Here is a 23421-nt window from a genome sequence, read left to right as displayed (position 1 = left end):
GCCCACGCTCGGCGTTCATCCCCAGCGCTGCCCTTGCTCTGGGACGGGCGTCGCGACAGTCCGCCTGGCGGGTCGTCCCACAAGGCGGGCGATCCGTTGCCGCGCGCGGCTCACAGTCGGCAGGATGACGAGGACGGCGGCACGCATTTGTCCACAATCATGCACAAGGAGAACTGATGCCCATCGACCCGAAGATCGCGCTCGGCGCCGAACTGCCGAGCCGGGAGTTCGCGTGGACGGCGTCCGACGTCCAGCTGTATCAGCTCGGCCTCGGCGCGGGTGCGCGCTGGACCGACGCCGCCGAACTGCGCTACCTCGACGACCGCGCCCCGCAGGTGCTGCCGACGTTCGCGACCGTCGCGCCGACCCTGCACGAAACCGAGCCGCCGAAGGTCAGCTTCCCCGGCATCGACATCGACCTGGCCAAGGTGGTGCACGGCTCCCAGGAGATCGTGGTGCACCGCCCCATCCCCGCCTCGGGTAAGGCGACGAGCACCGGCCGGATCAGCGAGATCTGGGATAAGGGCTCAGCCGCGGTCGTGGTGCAGGAAAACACCATCATCGGCTCCGACGGCGCCCCGCTGTGGACGGCCCGCTCCTCCATCTTCGCCAAGGGCGAGGGCGGTTTCGGCGGCGAGCGCGGCCCCAGCACCAAGTCCGAATTGCCGGACCGCGCACCAGATTTCGACGTCACCACCCCCACCCTCCCCCAACAGGCCCTGCTCTACCGCATGCTCGGCGACCGCAATCCCCTGCACTCCGACCCCGAATTCGCCCGCGCCGCAGGCTTCCCCAACCCGATCCTGCACGGCCTGTGCACCTACGGCATCGTCTGCAAGACGGCCACCGACACCGCGCTGGATTCGGACGCCTCCCGCGTCACCGGTTTCCGGGCTCGTTTCGCAGGGGTGCTGTACCCCGGCGAAACGATCCGCACCCGGATCTGGAGGGCTGATGGCGAACTGATCATCGGGGCGAGCGTTGTGGAGCGCAACGATGCGCCGGTACTCGCCGACGTGCGTTTGAGCTTCACCGACTGACAGTCCCCCGCAGCCATCGGCGTCACGCGATCCACATGCAGACGCCGATGGCCTGCACCATCACCCGCCTTCACCGACCGATCCCGCCCCAACCGACCCGAACCTCATCGCCCGTCCCACACCTCGACGAGAGGGACATGAGGCAGGGCGAATCGGCGTGTCGCCTGCGTCATGTGCCTCTCGTCGGCGGCGTTCAGATCGGGCGGCTGCGTGGCGACTTGTTGGGGCGTGCCGATCGAAGCAGCCGGGGCCGGCGCTCGCAACCGCGACCGGATCTGCGATAGGACCTCGGCCCGTTGATCCGGCTCCGCGGTCGGCTGGGCGGGTGCGACACGCCGTACCGCGCGACGTCATTCGAATTCGATCCACATCCGATGGAACCTCAGCCCGGTTCGCTACGTCCAAGAGGGCGTAGGTATGTTTTGCCGGCCGGGTGGAGTAAGGGGTTCTGGGGTGGGTATCGAGATTCCCGAGGCGTTGCAGTGGGCCGCGAAGTATGTCGTCGGTGCGGGTGATTGGCCCGAGGGCGATGAGACCGCGATGCGGCGGATGGCCGATGCGTACAACACCGCCGGCACCACCCTCGACGACCTCGGCGATGACGCCCAACTCAAGGTCAACCAGCTCCTCGCCGCCCTGGACGGGCAGACCGCCGACGCGATCGAAGCGTTCTGGAAGAAGCTCGGCAACAATGACGGTGCGCTCTCGGCGTTGACCGGGTTGCTCAAAGACCAAGCCGACGTGGTCGATGACGGCGCCAACGACATCGAACACACCAAGCTGATGATCATCGCCCAACTGGTCATCTTCGCCGTCGAAATGGCCGCCGCACTCGCTGCGATGGCCACCGGAGTCGGCGCACCCGCCGGAGCCGCCGCCGGAGCCGCCGCCCGCGTCGCCACCCAGGCCGCGATCCGGTTGACAATGAAGCAACTGCTCAAGCAGATCATGTCGCGGGTCGTGAAAGAAGCCGCCCTCGGCGCACTGGAAGAAGGCGGCCTCGACCTCGGGATCCGGCTGATCCAGGCCGCCAAGGGCGACCGCGAACTGTCGCGCGACGACTTCACCGCCGTCTGGCAATCCGCCGCAGGCGGCGCCATCGGCGGCGCCCTATCGGCAGGCCTCGGCCGCGACGGCGGCCTCACCAGCGGCGTCGGTGACGCCGCCTCCAACGGACTCGGCAACCGCGCCAAAGAATTCGCCGCCGACTACGCCACCGAAGTCGCCTCCGACATCGGCTCCCAAGCCGCCATGGCCGCCATCACCGGCGAAGACTTCGAACTCACCGCCGACACCTTCACCAGCGCCGCCGCCGGAGCCGCGCAGAACCAATTCGACCGCGGTGGCGACGACGGCGGCGACAACGGGAACGATCGCGGCGGCAACAACAACGAAGGGCCGGGCGACGACCCCGAGGGCGGCGGCAACAACGACCGCGGGAACAACGACGAGGGCGGGAACAACGACCGGGGCGAGAACAACAACCCCGATCGCGGTCAGAACAGTCAGGGCCAGAACAACAATCCTGACAGCGGCCAGAACAACGACCGCGGCGGCAACAACGAACCGCCCGCCAACACCCAACCGGCCTCCGCGGGCAACCCCGACAACAGCCCGAACTCCCCCGGCAACAACACCGGGAGTGGCAACGACAACAGCGGCGGCAACGAACCACCGGCCCGCACCCAGCCCGCCTCCACCGGGGGCGACCCGAACAGCGGCGCCGACAACGACACCGGCAACAACCCACCCCCGAACCAGCCCACCCAAACGACCCCCGCCGGCCACGACACCGGCGGCGACCAGGGCAACCAGAACGACGGCAACAATCCCCCCGCCGACGAGCAGCCGCAACCCACCTCCAGCAATCCCCCTGCCGACGAGCAGCCGCAGTCGCCCGCCGATGAAGGCGGCAACACCAACAGCGACAACAACTCCGGTGGAAGCAATCCCAACACCGACGACTCGGGCAGCAACAGCGGCACCAACAATCCGCCCCCGAACGACCCGCCGACGCAGACCCAACCCACCGGTGGCGACGACGGCAACGACCGCAGCGGCAACGACGGCCCGAACCAAACGGGAAACAACCCCTCCCAGAACCAACCGAGCTCCCTGGACCTACCTCCCCAAGACAACTCGCCCACGCAAGAGCCCGAGTCCCCGGACTCCCTCGATCTGCCCGAGCAGGACACCGGCGGTCCCACCACCGAGCCGCCGAACTCGCTGGACCTACCGGACCAGGACCCTCAGCCGACGCAACAACCCGAGTCCCCGAGCTCCCTCGATCTCCCGGAGCAGGACAACACCGGCGGCCCCTCCAGCACCGAGCCTCCGAGTTCGCTGGACCTACCGGAACAGGGCAATCAGACCCCATCGGCGCCGCCCCAAGACTCCTCGCTGGACCTCCCAGCACAGGACACCGCCGCCCAAAACCCAAGCTCCCCAACGCAGGACAACACGTCCACGTCCGGCCAGCCCACCGGTACGCCGTCGGCAGGGACCCCTTCGGCACCGGGCACGTCCAGCCCACCCAGCTCACCGTCTGCCCCGCACACGCCAACATCACCGCAGACCTCGAACCCGCCGGACAGTTCGAATAACCCGTCGGCACCGTCGCGGTCTACCGCGACCGACCAGCCCGCCAGCGGCACATCCCCGTCACCGCCTACCCAGCACACGCCGACGTCGCCGCAGTCCCCGAACGGGTCCGACAACCCGACCAGCTCCGCCCCGCCGCGAGACAGCTCGGCCGACCAGCCCTCGAGTGGTACACCCACGTCACCAACCACCCCACAGACACCGACGTCCCCGCAAACCACGAACCCACCGGACAACTCGACCCCGCCTCGGGACACCACGTCGAGCCAGCCCACCGGCACCCCAGCCTCGGCCGGCGCCCCTTCGGCACCGAGCACGTCCAGCCCGTCCAGCTCACCGCAGACCTCGAATTCGCCGGACAGTTCGAACAACCCGTCGGCACCCTCACGGTCTACCGCGACCGACCAGCCCGCCAGCGGCACACCCACGTCACCGACCGCCCCACAATCCGCGAACTCACCGGACAACTCCACCTCTCCTCGGGACACCACGTCGAGCCAGCCCGCGAGCGGCGTTCCAACTTCGCCGGCCTCCCCCTCTGCACCGGCGTCACCGGCGTCGAATCCTTCGAGCCCCCAACACACTTCGTCGGCGCCGACCTCACCCGACAACGGAAACGGTCCGCACTCATCCGCGCCCACCCAGCCGGGCCCGACCACACCGCCCGCGAATCCCAACCCGCCAACTCAGCCCGGCCAGTCGACGCCTCCCTCCGACAACCCTGTTTCGTCGCCGAGCCACCCGGCCAACACCGGTACCCCGAACAACCCGTCGACGAACCCGTCGGATCCCGCGAACACCTCAACCACCGCGGCGTCCACTGCCACGGCCACCGCCCCGCCGCCGACAACCTTCACGCCGCCAACGCAACCCACCGACGCCCCCCGCTCCACCGCACCCACCGACCCAGCAGCCGCGTCTGCACAGCCGGCCCAGCCCACCCACCAGGGCCAACCCCAGCGCCCGACAACGCAACCCAACCCGTCATCCGGCCCCACCCGCCCGGACAACACGCCGAACCCCGCCGACCGCCCCGGCCCGAACACCGCGAACCCCAACGCGTCGAACCCGAGGCCGACGAACACCGGCAACCCGGCCACAAACACCGGCAATCCGAGCCCCAACACCGGTCACCCCGGCTCGAACACCGGTCGCCCGGCCCCGAACACCGACAATCGGGCTGCGAACACCGGCAACCCGAACGCGAACACCCCGACCACCCCCACGTCGAATCCCCCGTCACGCACCTCGGATTCACCCCCACCCCACCGCCCCGGCCACAACCCCGACATCCACAAATACGTCGCCCACTACAACGACGGCCGCCCCATCCCCCGTGACCCCTTCTACGCCGGCCAATACAACCCCCACATCGGCCGCTACCAACCCACCGAAGCCGAACTCCAAGCCGAACGCGCCCAACTCGCCAACAACCCCGCGAGCCGCCCGGCACCACCCGGCACCAACACCACCCCACAGGCTCACCCGGGCGCCTCCAGCTACCCGAACCAGCCGAACCCGAATACCGCACCGAACCCGTACAACCAGCCCCGGAGCACGCCCACCGGCTACAGCCCGGACCGCCCGGCGAACTTCCCCGACAACCGCGCCCCGATGTCGGACGCACCGGCGAACAACCCCCACCGCGGCGCCCCCACCCAGCACCCCGGCCACACCAACTACCCGAACTCCGGCCAACCCACCCGAAGCAACCCCGGTCAGCCCCAGCAGGGCAGCCCGAACCGCAACTCCCCGAACAACACACCCCACTCCGGCCAGCGCCCGCCAGGCCAGCCACCGCATTCAGGCCGCCCACACGGCGGTACCCCCGCGCGCCCGAACACCCCCGACCAGCACAGCGGCCCGACCCAAACCCCGCCCTCGAACTACACCCCTGCCTTCGAAACCCCCAAACGCAGCGCCCAAGAATGGCTCGACCGCCTCAACCGCATGGGCGGCGGCCACCCCAACTCCTCCCCCTGGGCCACACCGAACCACTCCGCACCCGACCACAACCCAGCCAACTCCACCCCACCGCGATCGCCGGATCCATCCACAACCCGCCCGACCGACCCGATCCCGAACCGGTCGACCAACATCCCGGCCGACCCCACGCCATCCCGGCCAACCGACCCCAGCTCCACCAACCCCGCCCCGAACCGTCCGTCCGACCCAGCGCCGGTGAATTCGGCTCCGGCCCAGCCGACGAACCCCATGCCGGTCGACCACGCTCCAACCAAACCGACCGACACAACCCCGGCCGGCCCCACGGGTACCCGCCCGGCCGATACGACTCCGGCCGACTCGACCCCACCCCGCCCGGCAGAGCCCACCCAAACACGGCCAACCGACACCACCGCACCAAACGGCAACCAGCCCACCAACCAGGGCCACACCCCCGCCGACACCCGCGACCCGAAGCCCAACACACCGTCGACCCCCGACAAATCCCCCGACGACAAGACACCCACCGACCCCACCAAACCGGACGACACCCGCGACGACCGTCTCCCCGACAACGTCAACCACACCCCCCACAGCACCAGCATCGGCGACGACCCCACCACCCACCGAGTCCGCGAAAACCTCCGCAACGAGGGCGATTTCGACGTCGTCATGCACGCCGACCGCAACGGCGACCCCGGCCTCACCGCCGACCAAATAGCCCGAGCCATCCAAGACAACCCCAACTACACCCCCGGTACCCCCGTCCGAATAGCCGGCTGCCACCTAGCCAACAACCCCACCCTCGCCCAAGACCTGGCCAACCGCCTCAACGCCCCGGTCACCGTAGCCACCGACGCCGTCGGCGTCCCCAACAAACCCGACTCCCCCGCCCACATCCGCAACAACGGCCAATGGGTCACCCACCACCCGGCCTCCCCCACCGGCGAAACCCCCGCACCCACTCGCCACGAGCCCTCCACCACGCCTACGCCAGACCCGGACCAGCCCGTGGACTATATGGGTGCAGACCAATCACCACCGGCCGACGGTGACGAGGCTCGAAGTATCATGCGCGAACAGGTCAGGCGCGCGAATGACGAACCCGGATATTTCGAGAAGTATTACCAGGTCAACGGCTACAGGCGGGACATCCATCAGCCCGACGAGTCAGGCCAGGTCCCGCCCCAACTCGTCCGCGATACCGAGACAGATAGGTGGATCGCGGCATCAGACGCGCCGCCGCCGATACCGCCGCGCTACCACATGATTCCGGACCCCCACCATGAGGTGGAGGATGGCGAAGAACAGCGCCAGGTCAAATCAGTGCAGTATGGACGGGATACCGCTAGTCCGGAGGCATTGCAGCAACTGGATGACGCCGCTGACAGGCGGCGGCAAGCGATCGACAGCGATCTGGAGGCTCACACCAGCCTGGAGGAGGCGCGCAAACGACTGGAGGACGACGACACTCCGGAAAACCGAGAGGCGGTCGAGCGTGCCGAAGCTGATCACTCCCCGAAGCATAAGGAGATGACCAAAGCCTCCGAGGCATACGGCGAATCCATTGCAGCGCAACATGTCATCCCCGAGCACTATCCCAATGCAACGCAGCAGACTCTTCACGGCCCCAAAAACGGAAACGACCAGTTTGATCAGGTATGGCTCACTGAAGACGGCCGGTACGTTGTTGTCGAGGCGAAGAGCAGTGTCGACACCGAACTGGGCGCTCGAAACATCGCGGATGGCCGACGCGCATCACAGGGTACACGGGAGTACTTCGAGGACATCATCAAACAGATGGAGACCCGCGGAAAGAAGATCTCCTCGGAGCGAGCTTTGGCGGCAGAATTGCGTGAAGCCCTCGCGGACGGACGAGTCGACTATATACTTGTCAAGGGGAATCGCAACGGAGGCGAATACAACGGTTACTCCCTCTCCCGGTTCGACATCGACAACAGTGAGGATGTGAATTGATCAACATTGAACGGCATTACTCCCCAGGAATCGATGACCGGGAATATGCAGACTTTTACAAACAGCGCCTCACGAAGAATATTGCCCGCCTTGACAATGGGCGATCTCCCCAATTCGATCTGATCTTATCCACGGCGCAGACCAATCTTCACGCACAACTCGCAATCGATCCCCGAGGCGCGAAACTCGATACATGGGAAGCAGTCGTCAACACATTGCAGATCGCATCTGCCCTGTTTACGGCAGCAAACACTCCTAAAGGCAATCCAGTTCAATGCATGATCGACCACGAACTGCGAGTATTCCCAGGTACGGGACCAACTTCTGCAACCAGCGCCGGAAATTGGGTTACCGCATTCTGGCTGGCCATCGTCTGCCGTGATCAGAAACGCATGAGCGAGCTCTGCAACATCCCGATCGAAATGCTTCGAGCATCCGGCGCGACGTACGACGAATACATCTATGACTGGATCGATACCTTGCAGACCTACTGGCAGGAAGGCCCGGGCCTCGTAGAGAAGCTCACCAACACCATCGAAAAATCCGATCCGTCCGTGGCAACTGTTGCACCACGCGATCTTCTGAACTACATCCTGTACCAGCCGATAGGCCTATTCCATCAATTCCTCCGCCGCAATCAAGATGACTTCAACCAGGCCCTTGCTGAAGCTGTCCGCCTACACAAAAAATACTGGACTACCAACGAAGATCGCGAAAATAGCAACGAAGGCTACCTAGCCCTCGGCCCCCTCGCGATCACCTGCCTCGCCTACGACGCGGGATTCCCCATCGAAGTGGAATCCGACTATCTCCCGAGCGCCCTCGTCGAACGCAAGTGGCTCGGCGAGTTCCCGACCTGACCAGCGCCACCCCTAATTGCACCGGTTTGAGAGGAATACTCCCTCAATGTCTAGCAGTGATACCCCGAAGCTGGTCAGGCAGCACGAACTGATTGCGCAGATCGGTCACGAAATAGCGGGCTACGCACCATCGAACTGGACTAAGATCGATGCGATCTATATGGCTGCGGGCAATTGGCTTCATCGCCGGTTGGATATACAGACATCCACTGGACCGTACGGCGGGTCGCCGGGGCCTATCAACGCTGCTCCGATTCGAGAGCTTCGGGATGTCATGTTCACACCAGGCGCTGGCACCTGGTTCACAATGTATTTGACTATCACATCTGACGGCAATGTCAGCACGAATTTTGACTACGACAATCGACCTCCTCGAAAAGCTCCGATCGGTCTTGCACTGAAAGAAGACCTCGAGAAGTATCCGAGGCTCACGATTCCCCAGTGGATTCACGACGATCTCGCAGAGTCCGTGCATTCGATCTCCAAAGATGGACATCTCGCCAGCAGCGACCACGACCACCAATCGGTGACGAGCACCGTCGCAAGCAGCTCGGACGCCATCACAGAGCCTCGACCGACCACCAGCGCCGTGTCAGACATTACCTCGCAGGATGAAGAGTTCCGATACATCAGGATTGATCGTTCCGATGATTCGACAACAGGCCCGGTGACGATCTTCAGCGAGATCGATGAGGATGGGTATGAGAATCGAAGGGTAGAAGTATTCCGGGATGGTAGCTCGGATTTCGCAGGCGGATTGATGGAAGGTGAAACAACCATTCTCAACGATGAGCCCATCCCAACCGTATCTGAAATATCTCAGCGACCCGGAGTCACGGCTATCGAGATCACACTCGAGGACTTCCAGAGGGCCTGGATAGCTGCTGACGGATTCGAAGATTGACCCCGATGAACAAACCTGACCAGGCCCGGCAAACCAAACGTGAGCGTGGAATGCAGGCGAACCTGATCACCGACTGGGTAATGGGTCGTCTGCTTGCCGGTGCGCAACCGGGCTGGGCTCGCATCGGCCTAACCGCCACCCTCACAAGAGCCGAGGAGGACTACAAGTTCTCAACGCTGAACCGGGACGGCACTTCTCAGGTGCGCGAGATTCCAAACGAGGTCTTCCGAGCGTTTCCAGACCTTCGCGACCTGCTGTACGAGGAGCAGGAAGGTTCGTGGTTCGCTCTCCGACTCGAATGCGACGAGTCGGAGGTATACAACGCGATGTATGTATTCGACGAAGACCCGCTCTGGGACCCTCCGATCCCGTCAGCTGCGTACATCGACGATCTGGGAAAATTCCCCCGATCCTCGAAATATATTCCTCGGTGGCTGCAGCGCCATATCGATCCAGAGACCGCGTTACCACCAGTCGCAGCGGGCGATTTCGACGCTCAGGAGCACTTTCGAAAGAGCCTATTCAAACAGATCAAACTCGCCGTTCCGTTCGGCTGGGAGTATGTACAAATCAAATTCCGAATGGTCGGCGACCACGCAGAAATCGGCGCTCTACTCAAGACAGTCGCTGGCCCGATGCTGGTCTGGAATCCTCCATCCGCAGTCACCGAACGGTTCCAGGAACTACGTGCATCTATGGCTAACGGATCGAGCACCTGGTTCAGTGCCACCGCACAGGTGGACTACGCAACGCGTCAGGAGAAGCTGGATACAAACCGCTCCGAGGCCCCGCAGTGGATAAACGCTCCGACGCTCGAGGATTTCGCGACGGAACTGCGGCGTGTCGATGGAGAGCGGGATCGCCTGCCTGAGTGGATCACCAGCCAGCTCGAATGAGCTTTTTGTCGACCTTGTCCACGATCTACAGCAGCGGGGCTTCGTAGATCCGGACCGGGCCCAGGGTTGTTCCAGGGACGAGATTCGGCATTGATGGAGGCCCCGGGCGTTTCGGAGCTTCCCCGTGCGTATGTCGAGTTTCTCGCATGTATGGGCAGGAACCCATACTGGCTGTCGACCTCGACGGACACCTAAAGACGTCGAGGTGGCCGATGAGACGGGCCGAGTGCCGCCCCAGCTGGTCAAATGCCGCCCGTTCTTCGCGGCCCATGATGAGGAACGTGCACGCTATCCCGCCGAAGTGCTCGACCTCTACCGCAATCCGGCTACCGGCGAGTTCGGCAAAAAGAAGGTGCTCTCGTTTCGCGCGGACGACGATCTGCGGGGCACCCTCATCCCCGACGACCCGCTGGATCTATGGGAGAAGGGGATCGACGTCGATCGGGTTGTCACGTATTGGGCCGGCCGACCGGCCGATTAGCAGTGGACCTGAGATCGATACTCCGATCACTCATAGAGGTAAGCGGGCTCGTCATCGACCATCCGCGCGAGCAGCGCCTGCAGCGGTCGGAGATCCTGCTCGGCGCGCGCAACGTGGCATGCGTCATGCAACTCTGCCTTGTCGATCAGATTCCACGCCAGACCTCGACAGGACTCGGATAGCAGCTGGTCGAAGAACTCTCGCTGAGTACGACCGTTGCCCTCCCGGAACGGGTGGGCAAAGTTGATGTAGTCGTACATGTAGGCAAGCTCTGCCGGAAGTGCCTCATCCGCAATGGTTCGCAGGCGATTCTGCGATCCTCGCTGCGATATGGGCCACCGGTTGCGCGATGTTCAGAGGCGGGATGAACGACTCGCCGGCCTTCTCGATGCCAACGGTGCGCAGCTCACCTGCCCACTCGTAGACATCCTGGAACAGGAACCGGTGCAACGCCTGCAGATGCGCCAAGTCGTAGGTGCGGGTGACGAGCTCCGAGACCTCCCGCAATTCGGCGACGCGGACTTCAACCAGGTCGTTCTCTGCGTCGGCAAGGTAGTCACGCGTGGTGGCGCCGACGCGATTTCGCAGGGTGTCGGTACCGGGAATGAAATAGCCCGCCCAATTGGCTTCGACGTTGCCGGTGTCCCACGGCCGCGATGCACTCACCGGCTGTGATCGTCCGTGACCACCGCGGTGTCAGGCGAGGTTGTAGCGGGCACGGACGCGAGCCCCGAGTTGGGCGACGTCGATCTCACCACGCACGTACGCGTCCTGGTCGGCGCGCGTGACCTCGGTGCTGCGCTCGCCTTCGAGCTCGCTCGTCGTACGGGCCGCTTGAATCGCACGCTCGCGACGCGCACGAGCATCCATCGGTCGACGAATGGCCATCCGATCACCTCCTACCTGCAGCCATCCTACCGACCGCGATTGCGGACGACGAGCCGACACAAGGGCGCGGCTTGGGCACATTCCACTACTACTCTGGAGGTGTGGACCCACCGGTGGCGGGGGAATTCTCCGCGTACGGCCTATCGCATTGGATCGTGCTGACGGTATTCGTGATCGGGACGGTGGCGGTCGTCCTGATCGGGCGCCGGGAGCGGAGTGGGGTCGCCCCAAGCGTTTTCGGCCGGGCGTTCGGGGCTCTGACGCTCGGCGTATATCTGGTGATCTACCTGTCCACGATGTTTCCGCCGACGATCGGGCGGTCGGTTCCGCTGCGTTTGACGGATCTGGCGACCATTGTGGCGGGGCTCGCGCTGTTGACGCGGTGGCGGTGGGCCTACGCGTTGACCTACTACTGGTGCCTCACCTTGAGTACGCAGGCGTTGGTGTCGCCGGCGTTGGAGAGTCCGGACTTTCCGCATTATGAGTTTTTGGGGTTCTGGGCTATCCACCTGCTGGTTGTCTGGGCGGCGATCTATCTGACGTGGGGCGTGGGGATGCGCCCGGACTGGGGCAGCTACGGGCTGGCGGTGGGCGCGACGGTGGTGTGGGTGGCGGTTACCTTTGTCTTCAATTCGCTCGCCGACACCAACTACGGGTTCGTGAACCGGAAGCCGTCGACCCCGTCGCTGCTCGATGTGCTCGGACCGTGGCCCTGGTATCTGGCCACTGTGGCAGGTCTGCTGATCGCCGTGTGGGCGTTGATGACCTGGCCTTGGGTGCGGGCTCGGGACCGTCAGAAGTAGCTCATCATCGCCGCGTCGAACTCTTCGCTATCCGGGGCGGATGTCGGCGGGCGGTAGTCGAGACCGCGGACGTGCTGGAGGAATTCGTCGGGGATGTCGATGGCGTAGCGGCTGAGGTAGTGGATGGAGTCGACTCGCCAGATCCAGGTGCCGTCGGAGATCAGGGAGGCGGCGCTCATGATGTTCTGGGTGTTGTCGATGAGGTCGCGTTCCACATCCAGGACGTCGAGGACGGGTGGGGCGGCGCGTAGGTAGTCGAGGATGTGGGCGCGGTCCTCGATGGGGCGTTGGGTGAACGATGCGAACAGGGACGGTAAATCGTCGTGGCCCCCGCTGTACATCTCCCGGAAAATGCCTACCGGTTTCAGCACCGTCATGAAACTCCCTCCTCCGTGCTGACGATCATGGTAGTCGGTGCCGCACGCTGAGTTCGGTGCCGTTCGAGGGCGTAGCAGCTCGGGTCGCGTTGGTTCCGGAGAGTCGGCAGCCAACCGGCGGGATTACGGAACTGTTGCTATCGAAACTAATAGTTTCGTATGCTGCCCCCATGGGTACGGCGAAACAAGCGGGCAGGCGGTGGGCGCCTGCCCATGGGCGTGGCCCACCCGCGGCAGGCTCAGCTGATCACGTCGACCACGTGGCGCACACCCCGGCGTCACCGGCGCGAAGGCGACAGCAAGGCACTACCCGGACCAGCGCGTCCACCTCGTAGTCGCGGCGGCCAACGCGACTACGCCGGCCGTAAAGGCTGAACCCATCTCTCCATTACGGAACTATCGTTTCCGTAAATATCTGGTGCGCATCGGCGGACCACAAGCTTCAGAAGAAAGGCACATCCGAGATGTCTCGAATCACTCGGCTCACCGTCAGCGCACTGTTCGCCGGCGCCATCCTGTCCCCCGTCGCGCTCGCGCAGGCCGAGGCACCGCAGCCTGCCCCTCGGATCGCGATGGCCGAGGTCGCTGACACCGGTTCCGCGGGCACCGGGTCGGCCGGCGAAGCCGCATCCGCCTCGATCTCGTTCCTCATGCGTTCCGCCTGCGTGATCCTGCGACTGGTGAAGGATCCGACGATGTGCCCCCTCGTGCCCGCCCCGTTCTGAGCGCCCGAGGTTCGGACTGTCTCGTCGCCTGAACCTCCGCCGGACGACGAGCAGCGGCCCGGCGGCGGCACCACAGCGGTGCCGCCGCCGGGCCCGCGCGGTGCCGCTCGCCCGGCGATTTGGTCATCCGGTGAAGGACTCAGGACCGAAACGACCCCAGGCCACGAAAGCCGCCAGCACGAGGTAGACGAGATTAAGCACCACATATTTGTACTGCTGGTATCTGGCGTGGGTAATCATCGCGCCGATCATCAGCAGGATCCAGCAGACGGCGGTCACCGGCACCATTACCGGTGCGATGTCGAGTGCGGCGGGCAGGATCAGGCCGGCCGCGGCGAGGATTTCGAGGACGCCGAGGGTGGTGACGAAGACGGGGCTGGCGTGTTCGGTCCATCCCCCGCCGGATTTCGCGCCCAGTTCGTCCAGCTTGGCCTTGGGCAGGAAGACCTTGGCGGCGCCGCTGGCCAGGGCGATGGCGGCGAGCAGTCCGGCAGCGATCCACAACGCGACGTTCATGGGCATTAGATGCCGACGACCTTGGATTTGTGACACGTCGCCACCGTGATGCCCGCCAACCGCGGCCCAAGGTTTCGTGGTGAACGGAGCTATGCGTATACGTATACTGCACATTGTGGATCCCGTAAGCCTTGTGGTCGGTGGCGGCCTGGTTGTTATCGGATGGGCTGTGGGCCGGTTCGCGCATCGGCGGCCCCGGCAGGGCAAGCAGCTTCGCCCGCGCTGCGGTTGCGGCCATGACCTGGCGTTGCACGATCGCGAAACCGGAAAGTGTCATGCCGAGATCTCCCGGCGGGGCATGCACGGAATGCGGGAGTGGGTGGGCTGCAATTGCCGCCGCTACACCGGGCCGACGCCGCTGGAGGAAGTGTTCGCCGCGCCGATCCTTCCGCCGAAATCCTGAACGCGCGGAAGCCGATTCGCGAGCGGGAGTACCTCATGTCTGTGGTCCATTGGACCGAGAACGGAACCTCCCACTCGGCGCATTGGCGTTCCGAGAACGAGGCGCCCGCGCCTGCCCGGGTCGTTGTCGTCGACGATCGCACCACCGCGAAGGCCGCCCTCCGCATGGCGCGCGATGGCACGGGGCTGTTGTGGCGCGGCGACTTTCACAACGCCCGCCAGTTGCTGCGCGCTATGGATCGCCTGCAACAACGCTCCCGCTCGGGTCCGGCCGGCGGTAGCTCCGCGGAGCTGTTTCACCGGCATCGCGCGGCGCGGGCCCAGCGAGCCGAGGCGCTCGGGAGGCTGATGGTCGTGCTCGAGGCGGACCACTCCCTTTCGCTGCGCCGTGCGCCCGACGTCCGTGCGGCGTGTGAGCACGCGTATGGGGTCGGCACCGAGACCACATGTGTGTCGCTCAACGAGCTGCTCGGCGTCCTCAGCGCCTACCAATGGCATCTGCGTGGCGTCGAGATCGAAGCGCTCGACGGGCGTATTCATCCTGCGTATGGCGTCTTCTCACCTGTGCGCGGCGAGTACATCGACCTCGTCGCGCATGCGCCGTTCCCTGCGGAGGCGGCGCCATCGGTCGTGTTCGATCTCGGGACCGGGACCGGGGTACTCGCGGCTGTCCTCGCCCGCCGCGGGGCGGAGCGGGTGGTCGCCACCGATATCAACCCACGCGCAGTGGTCTGTGCGGCAGCGAATATCGACCGCCTCGGGTTCAACGATCGGGTGCAGGTTCTCGAGGCCGACCTGTGGCCGAGCGGATGCGCGGACCTGATCGTGTGCAACCCGCCCTGGATGCCCGCGCAACCGACTTCGGCGCTGGAACTCGGGATCTACGACCCGGATTCCGATGTGCTGCACCGATTCCTCGACGGACTCGCCGACCACCTCACACCGGCCGGTGAGGGCTGGCTCGTCATCTCCGACCTCGCCGAGCACCTCGGTCTGCGCACACGCGAGGAACTGCTGACCCGCATCGCCGACGCCGGACTGCGCGTCGCGGGTCGGCATGACACGCAACCGCGGCACCCTCGCGCGACGGATGCCGCCGACCCGCTGCATGAAGCGCGACGGCGGGAAGTCACGTCGCTGTGGAGGTTGGTGCGGGACGAGTAGTGACGGTCTTCGCCGTATGCGGCGGCGCCCTGGACCGCCGCACTCGCTCGGGGTGAGGATCCGCCACCCTTGGGTGCCTATGTGCCCGGCGTTCACTCTTCGACGATGGGAGGACGCCGCACCAGTCGCTCACATCCAGGAAGACGATCTCCATGGCACTAGCTCTCGACCAGGCGCTTTTCACCCGAACGGCTACGCATCGGCGCGAGCGCACCTCCCCGCCGGGGACCGTACCCGTCATCGAAGCGATTGCGACCGGTGCGCCCGGCCCGGCCCTCGACCAATCCGACGCGGCGGACTGGATCGCCGGGCAATTCACAGATCCGGAGCAGCAGAACTGGATCAGGCGACTGTTCCGCAAGACCATGATCGACACCCGGCGATTCGCCGTCGACCCGCTGGATCCTCGACTCCATGCGCCCAGCGGCACACCGGCGACGATCCAGGATCGCATGCACCTGTTCTACCGCCACGCCGTTCCACTGGCGGTCGACGTGGCACGGCGTGCGCTCGAAGGGATCGACCCGGCCGACGTCGGACTACTCGTATTCGCGACGAGCACCGGGCTCATCGCACCCGGCGTCGACGTCGCGGTCGTCAACGACCTCGGACTGCCCCGATCGGTCGCTCGCCTGGTGGTCAACTTCATGGGCTGCGCGGCTGCGATGAACGGAATTCGCACCGCCTCGGATTTCGTCCGGGCCAACCCGGACAAGAAGGCGATCGTCCTGTGCATCGAGCTCAACTCGGTGCATGTCGGCCCCGTCGAAGACCTCAACGACGTGGTGAGCTACAGCCTGTTCGGGGACGGCTGCGGTGCGGTCGTCATCGGGGCGAACCGCGGGGCAGGGCAGGCCGACGCAGGGACGATCGTCATCCGGGACCATTTCACGCACTTGTTCGAGGGCACCGAAGACGGCATCGCGGTCGGCGTCGGCCACGACGCCATCACCTGCGAGCTGTCCGAGAACGTGCCCCGCTATATCTACGATGGAGTTGCTCCCGTCGTCGGAAAAGTACTGCACCGCAATGATTTAAGCCAGTCGGACGTCGATGTGTGGGCGATCCATCCTGGCGGGCCGAAGATCTTGCTCGAATCCGCACGATCACTCGACCTCCCGCCGGAAGCCGCGTCGACGAGCTGGGATGTACTCGGCGAATACGGAAACATGTCGAGCGTCTCGCTGATCTTCGTGCTCGAACGGATTGCCGCTGAGACAGGCGCGAACAAGCCGACCTCGACGGGCGTCGCATTCTCCTTCGCACCGGGAATCACGATGGAGGGGTTCGTCTTCGACGTCGTTCGCCGATGAATCTGCTGCTTTCCGACTACCCCGCACAACAACAGCGACTTTCTGCGCGGAATGTTCTGGACGGACCTGCTGGTGGATACGGTTGTCGAGGATTTCTCGAACCCCGCTCCCGCGCTCCTGGGTCAGTGGTAGAAGCAGACCAGGTCGGTGTCACCTTCGACGCAGTGGTTGATCCATCCGCGCAGTTCGGTGATGGAATCGACCAGGTATCTGTCCTCGAGGGTGGAGAGGTCGGCGGCGTTCAGGGATTCGGCGAGGGGTTTCAGTTCGGCCAGGGTGAGGTGGCCGATGGAGGGGAAGTCGTCGATCGGCGGGAGCGAGACCGGAGAGCCGGAGTAGATGAGGTCGGTGGGGTCGAAGGTGATGCCGAGGGCGCGGAGGGCCTCACCGACGGTGTCGAACCACGACGAGCGGACCGGGCACCAGTGACTGTTGGGAAGCCAGCCGCCGAACCTTTCGCACAGCACCTTCAGCGCGTAGCCGTAGGCCCAGCCCTCGGAACCGGTGGGCTCCTGGGCGAAGAACAGCTCGCGTAGAGCCGTGTGGGTGGCGGGCTCGCCGAGGGCATGCGCATGCACCTGCGTCATCCAGTCGAAGAAATCCTCCGGCTCGGCGGTGAATGTGGACGGTGCGAGCAGATGCTTCACCTCGACCGAATACGCCATGATTCCGTATCCCACCCCAAGGCTCCTGTCTTGTCGAGTAGCGATCAGCGAAGCGGCGCTGTGGTGCGCCGCTGGTGATCCCGACTCTATCGGGTGGGCCCGACAAGTTCCGAATGGCGACCGGTCGCCGAATAGTTGTTTATGACAACCGGTTACATCGCCAGTCGCGGAATATTCAACGGTTGAATATTCCTCGGTTGACCTCCAATCCTTTTGCGGAAGAATGGTTTCCGATTGATGTGGTGGTGCTATATTGAGTTCGGGGCGGTATCTGGTGTTGATCAGCGAACCATCTGTGGTGGGCGCGGTGTGCTGGGCGAAGGGCCGGACGGTCCGAGTGGTGTAAATGCCCAGGATGTCTCCCACCGCAGCGTCATTGCTCTACCCGTTTGCGGGTCGATCGGCCCGCCCTCAATGGGGAGGACTCCATGCAGGACACCGGATCCACTTTGCCGCGACGCCAACTCGGGCGCTACCTGATGGACTGGCGCACCCGCGCCGGGCTGAGCCAGCCACAAGCGGCCGAGCTACTCGGGATCGGCTCCAGCAGTTTGTACCGGCTCGAACACGGACAGAACGGGAAGGTCAACCTCAGCCATGTGGAAGCGGCATGCGAACTGTACGACGTCCCCGAAGTACACGTGGCGGCGTTCGTCGGGCTCGCGAAACAAGCCAACGTCCTGAGCTGGTGGCATGAATTCGGGGATCTGATCCCCGAGACGTTCGACGTGTACATGGGGTTGGAAGCGGCTGCGCAGCGGTTCATCTCGTACCACGTGGAGTTGGTGCCGGGGATCTTGCAGACTGCGGATTACACGCGGGCGTTGGTTCGAGAGGGGCATCCGGAGGAGTCGCCAGCCGAGCACGAGCGTCGTGTGCAGATGCGGCAGTACCGGCAGATGATCGTCACCCGGAAGCGGCGGCCCGTGACGGTCGACGTCGTGTTGCAGGAGTCTCTGCTGCGGCGGATTATCGGCAACGCGAAAGTCACAGGTGTGCAGCTCAAACGGCTCGCCGACGTGAGTACGCGCCCGAACGTGACGGTGCACATCTTGCCTCATGACGCAGGGATACCCGGCGGTCACGGCACCGGACAGTTCACGATTCTCGAGTTCGGAACCAGCCGACCCGGGAAGCCATCAGAGCCACCGGTCGTGTATGTACCCGCCTACACCGGTGACATGTATCTGGAGAAACCGAAGGATGTACACCGGTATCATCAGGTCTACAAGGCATTCCAAGATGCTTCGCTGGATGCCGTGGACAGCAGGGGCCTGCTTCGGCAGGTAGCAAAGGAGTTTCTAACGTGAACGTTGACCTGTCCGGCGCCCGATGGTTCAAAAGCAGTCGTAGCGATGCCTCCAAGGACTGCGTCGAAGTCGCCTTCCTCGATGCGGGCGTGATCGGAGTCCGGGACTCCAAGAATCCGACGGAGGGCGCGCTCGTTTTTTGCCCAGACGAGTGGGATGCCTTTACTGCCGGAGTGGCGGGCGGCAAGTTCAACCATCGCTAGTGCACAGAGCGCGGCCCCTGGACAATCGATTGTCCAGGGGCCGCGCTCCGCTATTGCCGCCAACTTACGGTCGCGATCACCCCACCTCAGATCGCGCTACGACGTCAAACCCTTAGGCCACCGGCAAGCAGTCAGTTCTATCCCTGCGGGAGGTCCTGCCCAGTCTTCGTAACCTTCTGCCCGGTGCCATCGTCCGTTGCTTCGAGGTTCGCAATCGACTTGGCCACAACCTGTTGGATCAGCTTGACCGTCTCGATGTGCTCACGGATAACCGCATCGATGGACTGGGTTGTGCCGGTAGCCTTTTCCGTGAACTTTGTCTGTAGAGCCGCACTGGACTCGAACCCTCCGAAGCCCTCCACTTCTCGAACGTCGAGAGTCTTCGTGAAGATGCCATCCAACTTCAATAGGTAGTTCTCGCAGGCGATATTTAGCGCGTTACCCACATCCCGGTCCAGCGTTAGTTCGCCAGCATTCGCCTGCCCCAGCAAGCCACGCCATACGCCTGGGTCGACGCCGCCCAAATCAACGACACTCATCGCACTCCCCGTACCTACTCAGGCAGCTGGTCTGCCAGATCAGCGGCGTGGCGGCCCGCAACCACGCACATGTCCTCTTTGGCTCCGGTCGATGCACGTGCCGTTGCGGCAAACAGTGCTACGCCCTGCTGCAGTTCGACAGCGACGGTGCACCTCACATCGTTCCCGGCGCCCTCCGGGCGATACTGAACCGCTTGACGCGAACCGACAGTCAGAGGAGCGAAGTCCGTGAACCCTTCACGCGCCTTCACCTCGTCCAGCGTCGGCGTGCCGGAGAAGACGGTCAACCAGTACCAACCATCCGTTGCCCGCCACTTGCAGGCTTCCCAGCCTGCTTCACTGAAGTCCGTGTTGGCGATACCCGACTCCTTGGAGGCTGCGTCCATGCCGGTGCTTCCAATCGCCGATTCCGGCATGGCACATGGATCCCAAAGACCCGCACCCTCTGACTTTGCGGTGGTGCTAGCAGCAGCACTTCCTGCACCCGAAGTCTGACCGCTCTCTGGGCTAGCCGCCACGCTCTCAACCGCCGTCGGCGACCCCTCGGTCGACCCCGAGCACCCGGCGACCCCCAGCACGGCTGCCGCGAGCAGCACAGCCCCCCGCACCCGACCAGCGCGACGGAACCTTCTGTTGTCCACGGACACGTAGCCCCCTTCTGTACCCACACGGCCACCGAGCACGCCCGTCACGGGCCGTGGCGACACATTTCCCCAGCACGCTACCGTCCACCCCCACCCCCAACAACCCCGGGAGCTTCGCTCCGTGGCGCAGGTCGCACACCTTGCGGCAACGTCTCGTAGGTCAAAACCGGCTCGACCTCGCCATACCCTGTGCGACCTCGCGCGCCCTACGCGAGACGGCATTTCCTGTGCGGTGGCCAATGGTGTATCCGCACCCCCGGTTGGTAGCGTGTATCGACCAATGCACGATCAGGCGGGGTGGGATGAGCGACGACATCGAGGAGTACCGGCGCAAGGTCATTGATGCGCAGCGGCAATGGAACTACGACCGGTCGGCGATCTACGTCGGCACGCTGTTCGTAGCCTCCAAATTCGACGGTGACTACGAGGACCCGCGGATTCAGGGGCCTGATGACTACGATTCGATGACCCTCGCCCAGATGGTGCAGAAGGTCAACGATATGAAGCCGAACATCGTTGATGCCGCGGGGGATGCCTGGTGGCAGATCAGCAAGGACATCGAAGCCGCTGCATCAGCGTTCAATACCGAGTTCCAGAAGTCCGTGGCTACCGGTCCGGATGGTAAGACCGCATGGGCTGGCGACTCGGCAGAAGCAGCCGTGAAGGGCGTGAATGACTACACGACGCGCACGGAACCGCTACACATTGCCGCCCACCTCGTCGGAAACAAGCTGAAAGAAATGGTCACCGGCCTGCATCAGACGAAAGCTCTGATGCCCACTGCCGAACCACCGAAAGACCTGGACGGCAAGGTTCTTCCGTCCGACGGGATCATGAAAGAAGGCGACTACACCACCGAGGAAGCCGAGGACGAGGGTCGACGCATTCTGCGGACCGTCTACGGCCAGGTCGCGAATCAAACCGACCACAACGTCCCCGTCCTCCCCGCCGCGCCGAAGGTCGTGGATGACGGCGGCGGCAATCCGTACGTTCCGCCCGGTCCCGGTGGCAATAAAGAAGAAAACGGCGGGGGCGGCGATACCGGCGGCAGCGGCGGCGGGAACGACGGCGGTACTCCCGGCGAGACCGGTGGTGGCGAGGAGACCGGCGGCGAGACCACCACGGAATCGGAAGAGCCGAGCACTACTTCGGCGAGCACCGATACACAGAGCACGCCTCAAACCACCAGCACGCCAACCGATACGAGTAAGGCGGCGACTACGGGTACGACCGGAACACCCACCGGCGCCGGATACACCCCGGGCGGTTCGGGACGTTCCGGTGGTGGTTCCGGGTTCCCCGGGCGCGGCGGCGGATCGGGTGGCGGTGGATCTTCCAGCGGCGGCGGCACTCCTGGTGCGGGGCGCAGTTTGCCCGGTGGTGGTACACCGCAGGTCGGGTCGACGCCTGCTGCGGCGTCGGCCGGGAAGTCCGGTGCGGCGGGGGCCGGCCGGATGGGCGGTATGCCGATGGGCGGTATGGGTGGCGCCGGTCGTGGTGGCGGTCAGGACGACGAGAAGTCGGGGCAGTCGGGGATCAAGGAGTACCTGGTCACCCAGGAACACGGTGATGAACTCACCGGACTGGCGGCGATGCCCAAGACCGTCCCACCGGTGATCGGCGGGGAATGATCCAGATGAGCGAACGCACAATCGACCTACCGTGCCCCGCATCGCTGGTGGGAGGCCGTCATGAGTGAATGGCGTTTCACGGGGCTGCAATTCCAGATCCTCTGGTCCGCTTACGGTTCCGATCGGCTTCCTTATCCCCTCCGGTATCGACCGGTCGCGGACAGCTTCGAAGATCTGCGGATGCAACGTGAGGCGGCGGTGGCGCAGCTGCTGGACGGGTTCTACTCGGTCGAGTTGATGCGGGTGCTCGAGGTGTTGCGCGAACCCGAGGCGCGGGTGGAGATCAAGGGGTTCGGGGAGAAGGGGTCGGGCACGACCTATCGGTTCCACGGTGCGGTGAACGGTTATTCGGGGGCGACGCTGGTGCAGCTGGCGGGGACCTCCGATGACATCGGCGGTGACGTCATCGTCCGCAGTTGCGCGGCCGATGAGGTTCCGGCGCAAGCACTTGCCGCGCTGCCGACCGCGCAAGCGGGGACGGCGCCGCCGGTGGAGGTGCGGCGCGAGGACCTCAACGCCGACCGCTCGCGGCATGTGCGCGGCCACGGTGAAGCCAGCATCACCCAGCAGTTGGACCGGGTGTTCAAACGCACCCGCAAGGCGTTCGGCGAGATCATGGTGTTCCCCGGGCCTGCCGTCGACGCCAGGCCCGCGTTCGGCCGCAGCTTCTGGTGGATGGATTACGAAGACGGGCGCTACTACGTCAAAACCGGTGATCCGATCATCGCGAAACCGGCCAGTCCTGCTGCGCTCGGCAACGAGATCGGCCGGCTGATCTCGATCACCCAGCGGTTCTATCGGGAAGACCGCGACCACGACGAATACCTGCGGTCGCGCAGGTAGGCCGGCGGACCGCCGATAGCGCTGGAGAACCCGCGATCTCAATGCGGCGAGCCCGGACCCAGCTGGGTCCGGGCTCGCCGATTTACGCCTGTCAGCGGGCGTTGGCGGTGCAGACGACCTCGACAACCTTGGCGCCACTCAGGTCGGCCGAGCCGACGTTGGCCAGCAGCGCGGCCGGGTGGACCTCCGCGAGCTTCCGGAACGCGGCCTGCTCGGCCTGTTCCCGGTTCGCGCCGGACGCCGCAGCGACACCTTCTTTGTTCTCCACGAGCACACCGCAGCCGTTGGCCCAGGAAGTCATCACCTGGCAGTCGGCCTGACCGCAGTTGGCAAGCGCCGCGTTGCGCGCAGCCTCGTCGCTCGGCTCGTCGACGCTTACGCCGTACAGCACGGTCTGGCCGCTGAACGCGATCGCCGCGTACTGCCCCGCCGCACTCGCCGACCCCGCGCCCAGCACAGACCCGGCCGCAAGGCCGAACGCCACCATGGAAAAGCCGACCTTGTTCAACACGCTCATCGAATGTTCTTTCCGCTCGAACAAACCTCCGGAACCGGAGTCGCAGTATCTTTACAACTTTCTGAGAAGTTGGCAATTCATCTCCCGTATTCGCCGAAAGCCGGTATCGTTGTCGGCCGGTTAATTCCGATCAGCCGCCTGACCCGCTGCGGTACCGGCCAGTCGCCAACAGCTTCGA

At 64.7% G+C, this 23421-nt stretch carries 22 protein-coding genes and 1 pseudogene; 15 read left to right on the top strand and 8 right to left on the bottom strand.

What is annotated here, in order from left to right; translation table 11 throughout:
* Positions 1 to 176: 176 nt before the first annotated feature.
* The 6 genes from ACFXNW_RS04080 to ACFXNW_RS04055 all read left to right on the top strand — a co-directional run bounded on the left by ACFXNW_RS04080 (position 177) and on the right by ACFXNW_RS04055 (position 10703).
* A complete protein-coding gene (locus ACFXNW_RS04080) occupies positions 177 to 1040 on the top strand; it encodes a MaoC/PaaZ C-terminal domain-containing protein (RefSeq protein WP_379415713.1) in 864 nt (287 codons plus the stop codon).
* Between the two features lie 453 nt (positions 1041 to 1493).
* Complete coding sequence (locus ACFXNW_RS04075) at positions 1494 to 7562, top strand: hypothetical protein (RefSeq protein WP_379415711.1); 6069 nt, start codon at positions 1494 to 1496, stop codon at positions 7560 to 7562.
* Positions 7559 to 8422 carry an immunity 49 family protein gene (locus ACFXNW_RS04070; RefSeq protein ID WP_379415710.1) on the top strand — a complete coding sequence of 288 codons (864 nt, stop codon included), beginning with the start codon at positions 7559 to 7561 and terminating at the stop codon, positions 8420 to 8422. Before ACFXNW_RS04075 ends, ACFXNW_RS04070 begins: the two co-directional genes overlap by 4 nt.
* Before the next feature lie 46 nt (positions 8423 to 8468).
* Positions 8469 to 9326: a DUF6881 domain-containing protein gene (locus ACFXNW_RS04065; protein WP_379415708.1), complete on the top strand. Its 858-nt coding sequence runs from the start codon at positions 8469 to 8471 to the stop codon at positions 9324 to 9326.
* 5 nt (positions 9327 to 9331) lie between these two features.
* Complete coding sequence (locus ACFXNW_RS04060; RefSeq protein ID WP_379415707.1) at positions 9332 to 10222, top strand: hypothetical protein; 891 nt, start codon at positions 9332 to 9334, stop codon at positions 10220 to 10222.
* 205 nt (positions 10223 to 10427) lie between these two features.
* A complete protein-coding gene (locus ACFXNW_RS04055) occupies positions 10428 to 10703 on the top strand; it encodes a hypothetical protein (protein WP_379415705.1) in 276 nt (91 codons plus the stop codon).
* Between the two features lie 26 nt (positions 10704 to 10729).
* Here the strand turns inward: ACFXNW_RS04055 and ACFXNW_RS04050 are convergent.
* Together ACFXNW_RS04050 and ACFXNW_RS04045 are read right to left on the bottom strand one after the other, a co-directional pair.
* Positions 10730 to 11369: pseudogene (locus tag ACFXNW_RS04050) on the bottom strand (Fic/DOC family protein).
* A gap of 30 nt (positions 11370 to 11399) precedes the next feature.
* Entirely contained in the window at positions 11400 to 11591 is a 192-nt protein-coding gene (locus ACFXNW_RS04045; RefSeq protein WP_379415703.1) for an antitoxin VbhA family protein, read from the bottom strand.
* 101 nt (positions 11592 to 11692) lie between these two features.
* Here ACFXNW_RS04045 and ACFXNW_RS04040 point away from each other — a divergent pair, with 101 nt between their 5' ends.
* Positions 11693 to 12394: a TIGR02206 family membrane protein gene (locus tag ACFXNW_RS04040; RefSeq protein WP_379415702.1), complete on the top strand. Its 702-nt coding sequence runs from the start codon at positions 11693 to 11695 to the stop codon at positions 12392 to 12394.
* Here ACFXNW_RS04040 and ACFXNW_RS04035 read toward each other — a convergent pair.
* Positions 12385 to 12771, bottom strand: a complete 387-nt coding sequence (locus tag ACFXNW_RS04035; RefSeq protein ID WP_379415700.1) for a hypothetical protein — start codon at positions 12769 to 12771, stop codon at positions 12385 to 12387. The genes ACFXNW_RS04040 and ACFXNW_RS04035 overlap by 10 nt on opposite strands.
* A 464-nt stretch (positions 12772 to 13235) precedes the next feature.
* On the opposite strand from ACFXNW_RS04035, the gene ACFXNW_RS04030 reads away from it, so the two are divergent.
* Positions 13236 to 13496: a hypothetical protein gene (locus ACFXNW_RS04030; RefSeq protein WP_379415698.1), complete on the top strand. Its 261-nt coding sequence runs from the start codon at positions 13236 to 13238 to the stop codon at positions 13494 to 13496.
* A 123-nt stretch (positions 13497 to 13619) separates the two neighbouring features.
* Here the strand turns inward: ACFXNW_RS04030 and ACFXNW_RS04025 are convergent, their stop codons facing one another.
* Positions 13620 to 14012, bottom strand: a complete 393-nt coding sequence (locus tag ACFXNW_RS04025; RefSeq protein ID WP_379415697.1) for a DoxX family protein — start codon at positions 14010 to 14012, stop codon at positions 13620 to 13622.
* 115 nt (positions 14013 to 14127) lie between these two features.
* On the opposite strand from ACFXNW_RS04025, the gene ACFXNW_RS04020 reads away from it, so the two are divergent.
* From ACFXNW_RS04020 to ACFXNW_RS04010, 3 genes are all read left to right on the top strand, one after another.
* Positions 14128 to 14415 (top strand): hypothetical protein, encoded by a 288-nt coding sequence (locus ACFXNW_RS04020; protein WP_379415696.1) that lies wholly within the window; start codon positions 14128 to 14130, stop codon positions 14413 to 14415.
* 35 nt (positions 14416 to 14450) lie between these two features.
* Positions 14451 to 15578: a methyltransferase gene (locus ACFXNW_RS04015; protein WP_379415694.1), complete on the top strand. Its 1128-nt coding sequence runs from the start codon at positions 14451 to 14453 to the stop codon at positions 15576 to 15578.
* 152 nt (positions 15579 to 15730) lie between these two features.
* The gene (locus tag ACFXNW_RS04010) at positions 15731 to 16891 is read left to right on the top strand and encodes a type III polyketide synthase (protein ID WP_379415693.1); all 1161 of its coding nucleotides are present in this window, start codon (positions 15731 to 15733) and stop codon (positions 16889 to 16891) included.
* Between the two features lie 122 nt (positions 16892 to 17013).
* Here the strand turns inward: ACFXNW_RS04010 and ACFXNW_RS04005 are convergent, their stop codons facing one another.
* Complete coding sequence (locus ACFXNW_RS04005; protein ID WP_379415691.1) at positions 17014 to 17571, bottom strand: hypothetical protein; 558 nt, start codon at positions 17569 to 17571, stop codon at positions 17014 to 17016.
* A 413-nt stretch (positions 17572 to 17984) separates the two neighbouring features.
* Between ACFXNW_RS04005 and ACFXNW_RS04000 the strand changes: the two genes are divergently transcribed.
* Together ACFXNW_RS04000 and ACFXNW_RS03995 are read left to right on the top strand one after the other, a co-directional pair.
* Positions 17985 to 18866, top strand: coding sequence for a helix-turn-helix domain-containing protein (locus ACFXNW_RS04000; protein ID WP_379415690.1), 882 nt, complete (start codon positions 17985 to 17987; stop codon positions 18864 to 18866).
* Positions 18863 to 19069, top strand: a complete 207-nt coding sequence (locus tag ACFXNW_RS03995; protein ID WP_379415688.1) for a DUF397 domain-containing protein — start codon at positions 18863 to 18865, stop codon at positions 19067 to 19069. Before ACFXNW_RS04000 ends, ACFXNW_RS03995 begins: the two co-directional genes overlap by 4 nt.
* A 137-nt stretch (positions 19070 to 19206) precedes the next feature.
* Here the strand turns inward: ACFXNW_RS03995 and ACFXNW_RS03990 are convergent, their stop codons facing one another.
* Both ACFXNW_RS03990 and ACFXNW_RS03985 read right to left on the bottom strand, forming a co-directional pair.
* Complete coding sequence (locus ACFXNW_RS03990) at positions 19207 to 19608, bottom strand: hypothetical protein (protein ID WP_379415687.1); 402 nt, start codon at positions 19606 to 19608, stop codon at positions 19207 to 19209.
* A gap of 14 nt (positions 19609 to 19622) precedes the next feature.
* The gene (locus tag ACFXNW_RS03985; protein ID WP_379416287.1) at positions 19623 to 20474 is read right to left on the bottom strand and encodes a DUF3558 domain-containing protein; all 852 of its coding nucleotides are present in this window, start codon (positions 20472 to 20474) and stop codon (positions 19623 to 19625) included.
* An 80-nt stretch (positions 20475 to 20554) separates the two neighbouring features.
* On the opposite strand from ACFXNW_RS03985, the gene ACFXNW_RS03980 reads away from it, so the two are divergent.
* Positions 20555 to 21883, top strand: a complete 1329-nt coding sequence (locus tag ACFXNW_RS03980) for a hypothetical protein (protein WP_379415685.1) — start codon at positions 20555 to 20557, stop codon at positions 21881 to 21883.
* A gap of 60 nt (positions 21884 to 21943) precedes the next feature.
* Complete coding sequence (locus ACFXNW_RS03975; protein ID WP_379415683.1) at positions 21944 to 22726, top strand: ESX secretion-associated protein EspG; 783 nt, start codon at positions 21944 to 21946, stop codon at positions 22724 to 22726.
* Positions 22727 to 22817: 91 nt separating this feature from the next.
* Here the strand turns inward: ACFXNW_RS03975 and ACFXNW_RS03970 are convergent, their stop codons facing one another.
* Entirely contained in the window at positions 22818 to 23243 is a 426-nt protein-coding gene (locus ACFXNW_RS03970) for a DUF4189 domain-containing protein (RefSeq protein ID WP_379415681.1), read from the bottom strand.
* Between the last annotated feature and the right edge of the window lie 178 nt (positions 23244 to 23421).

The organism is Nocardia sp. NPDC059180, from assembly GCF_042754945.1.
Taxonomy (GTDB): Bacteria; Actinomycetota; Actinomycetes; order Mycobacteriales; family Mycobacteriaceae; genus Nocardia.
The sequence above is the reverse complement of the archived record's forward strand: the minus strand, read 5'-3'. Positions and strand labels throughout refer to the sequence as shown.

Coding starts and splice junctions, on each gene's coding strand:
- ACFXNW_RS04080 (WP_379415713.1), top strand. CDS start 177: ATGCCCATCGACCCGAAGATCGCGCTCGGCGCCGAACTGCCGAGCCGG.
- ACFXNW_RS04065 (WP_379415708.1), top strand. CDS start 8,469: ATGTCTAGCAGTGATACCCCGAAGCTGGTCAGGCAGCACGAACTGATT.
- ACFXNW_RS04060 (WP_379415707.1), top strand. CDS start 9,332: ATGAACAAACCTGACCAGGCCCGGCAAACCAAACGTGAGCGTGGAATG.
- ACFXNW_RS04045 (WP_379415703.1), bottom strand. CDS start 11,591: ATGGCCATTCGTCGACCGATGGATGCTCGTGCGCGTCGCGAGCGTGCG.
- ACFXNW_RS04035 (WP_379415700.1), bottom strand. CDS start 12,771: ATGACGGTGCTGAAACCGGTAGGCATTTTCCGGGAGATGTACAGCGGG.
- ACFXNW_RS04030 (WP_379415698.1), top strand. CDS start 13,236: ATGTCTCGAATCACTCGGCTCACCGTCAGCGCACTGTTCGCCGGCGCC.
- ACFXNW_RS04025 (WP_379415697.1), bottom strand. CDS start 14,012: ATGAACGTCGCGTTGTGGATCGCTGCCGGACTGCTCGCCGCCATCGCC.
- ACFXNW_RS04015 (WP_379415694.1), top strand. CDS start 14,451: ATGTCTGTGGTCCATTGGACCGAGAACGGAACCTCCCACTCGGCGCAT.
- ACFXNW_RS04010 (WP_379415693.1), top strand. CDS start 15,731: ATGGCACTAGCTCTCGACCAGGCGCTTTTCACCCGAACGGCTACGCAT.
- ACFXNW_RS04000 (WP_379415690.1), top strand. CDS start 17,985: ATGCAGGACACCGGATCCACTTTGCCGCGACGCCAACTCGGGCGCTAC.
- ACFXNW_RS03990 (WP_379415687.1), bottom strand. CDS start 19,608: ATGAGTGTCGTTGATTTGGGCGGCGTCGACCCAGGCGTATGGCGTGGC.
- ACFXNW_RS03985 (WP_379416287.1), bottom strand. CDS start 20,474: ATGCCGTCTCGCGTAGGGCGCGCGAGGTCGCACAGGGTATGGCGAGGT.
- ACFXNW_RS03980 (WP_379415685.1), top strand. CDS start 20,555: ATGAGCGACGACATCGAGGAGTACCGGCGCAAGGTCATTGATGCGCAG.
- ACFXNW_RS03975 (WP_379415683.1), top strand. CDS start 21,944: ATGAGTGAATGGCGTTTCACGGGGCTGCAATTCCAGATCCTCTGGTCC.
- ACFXNW_RS03970 (WP_379415681.1), bottom strand. CDS start 23,243: ATGAGCGTGTTGAACAAGGTCGGCTTTTCCATGGTGGCGTTCGGCCTT.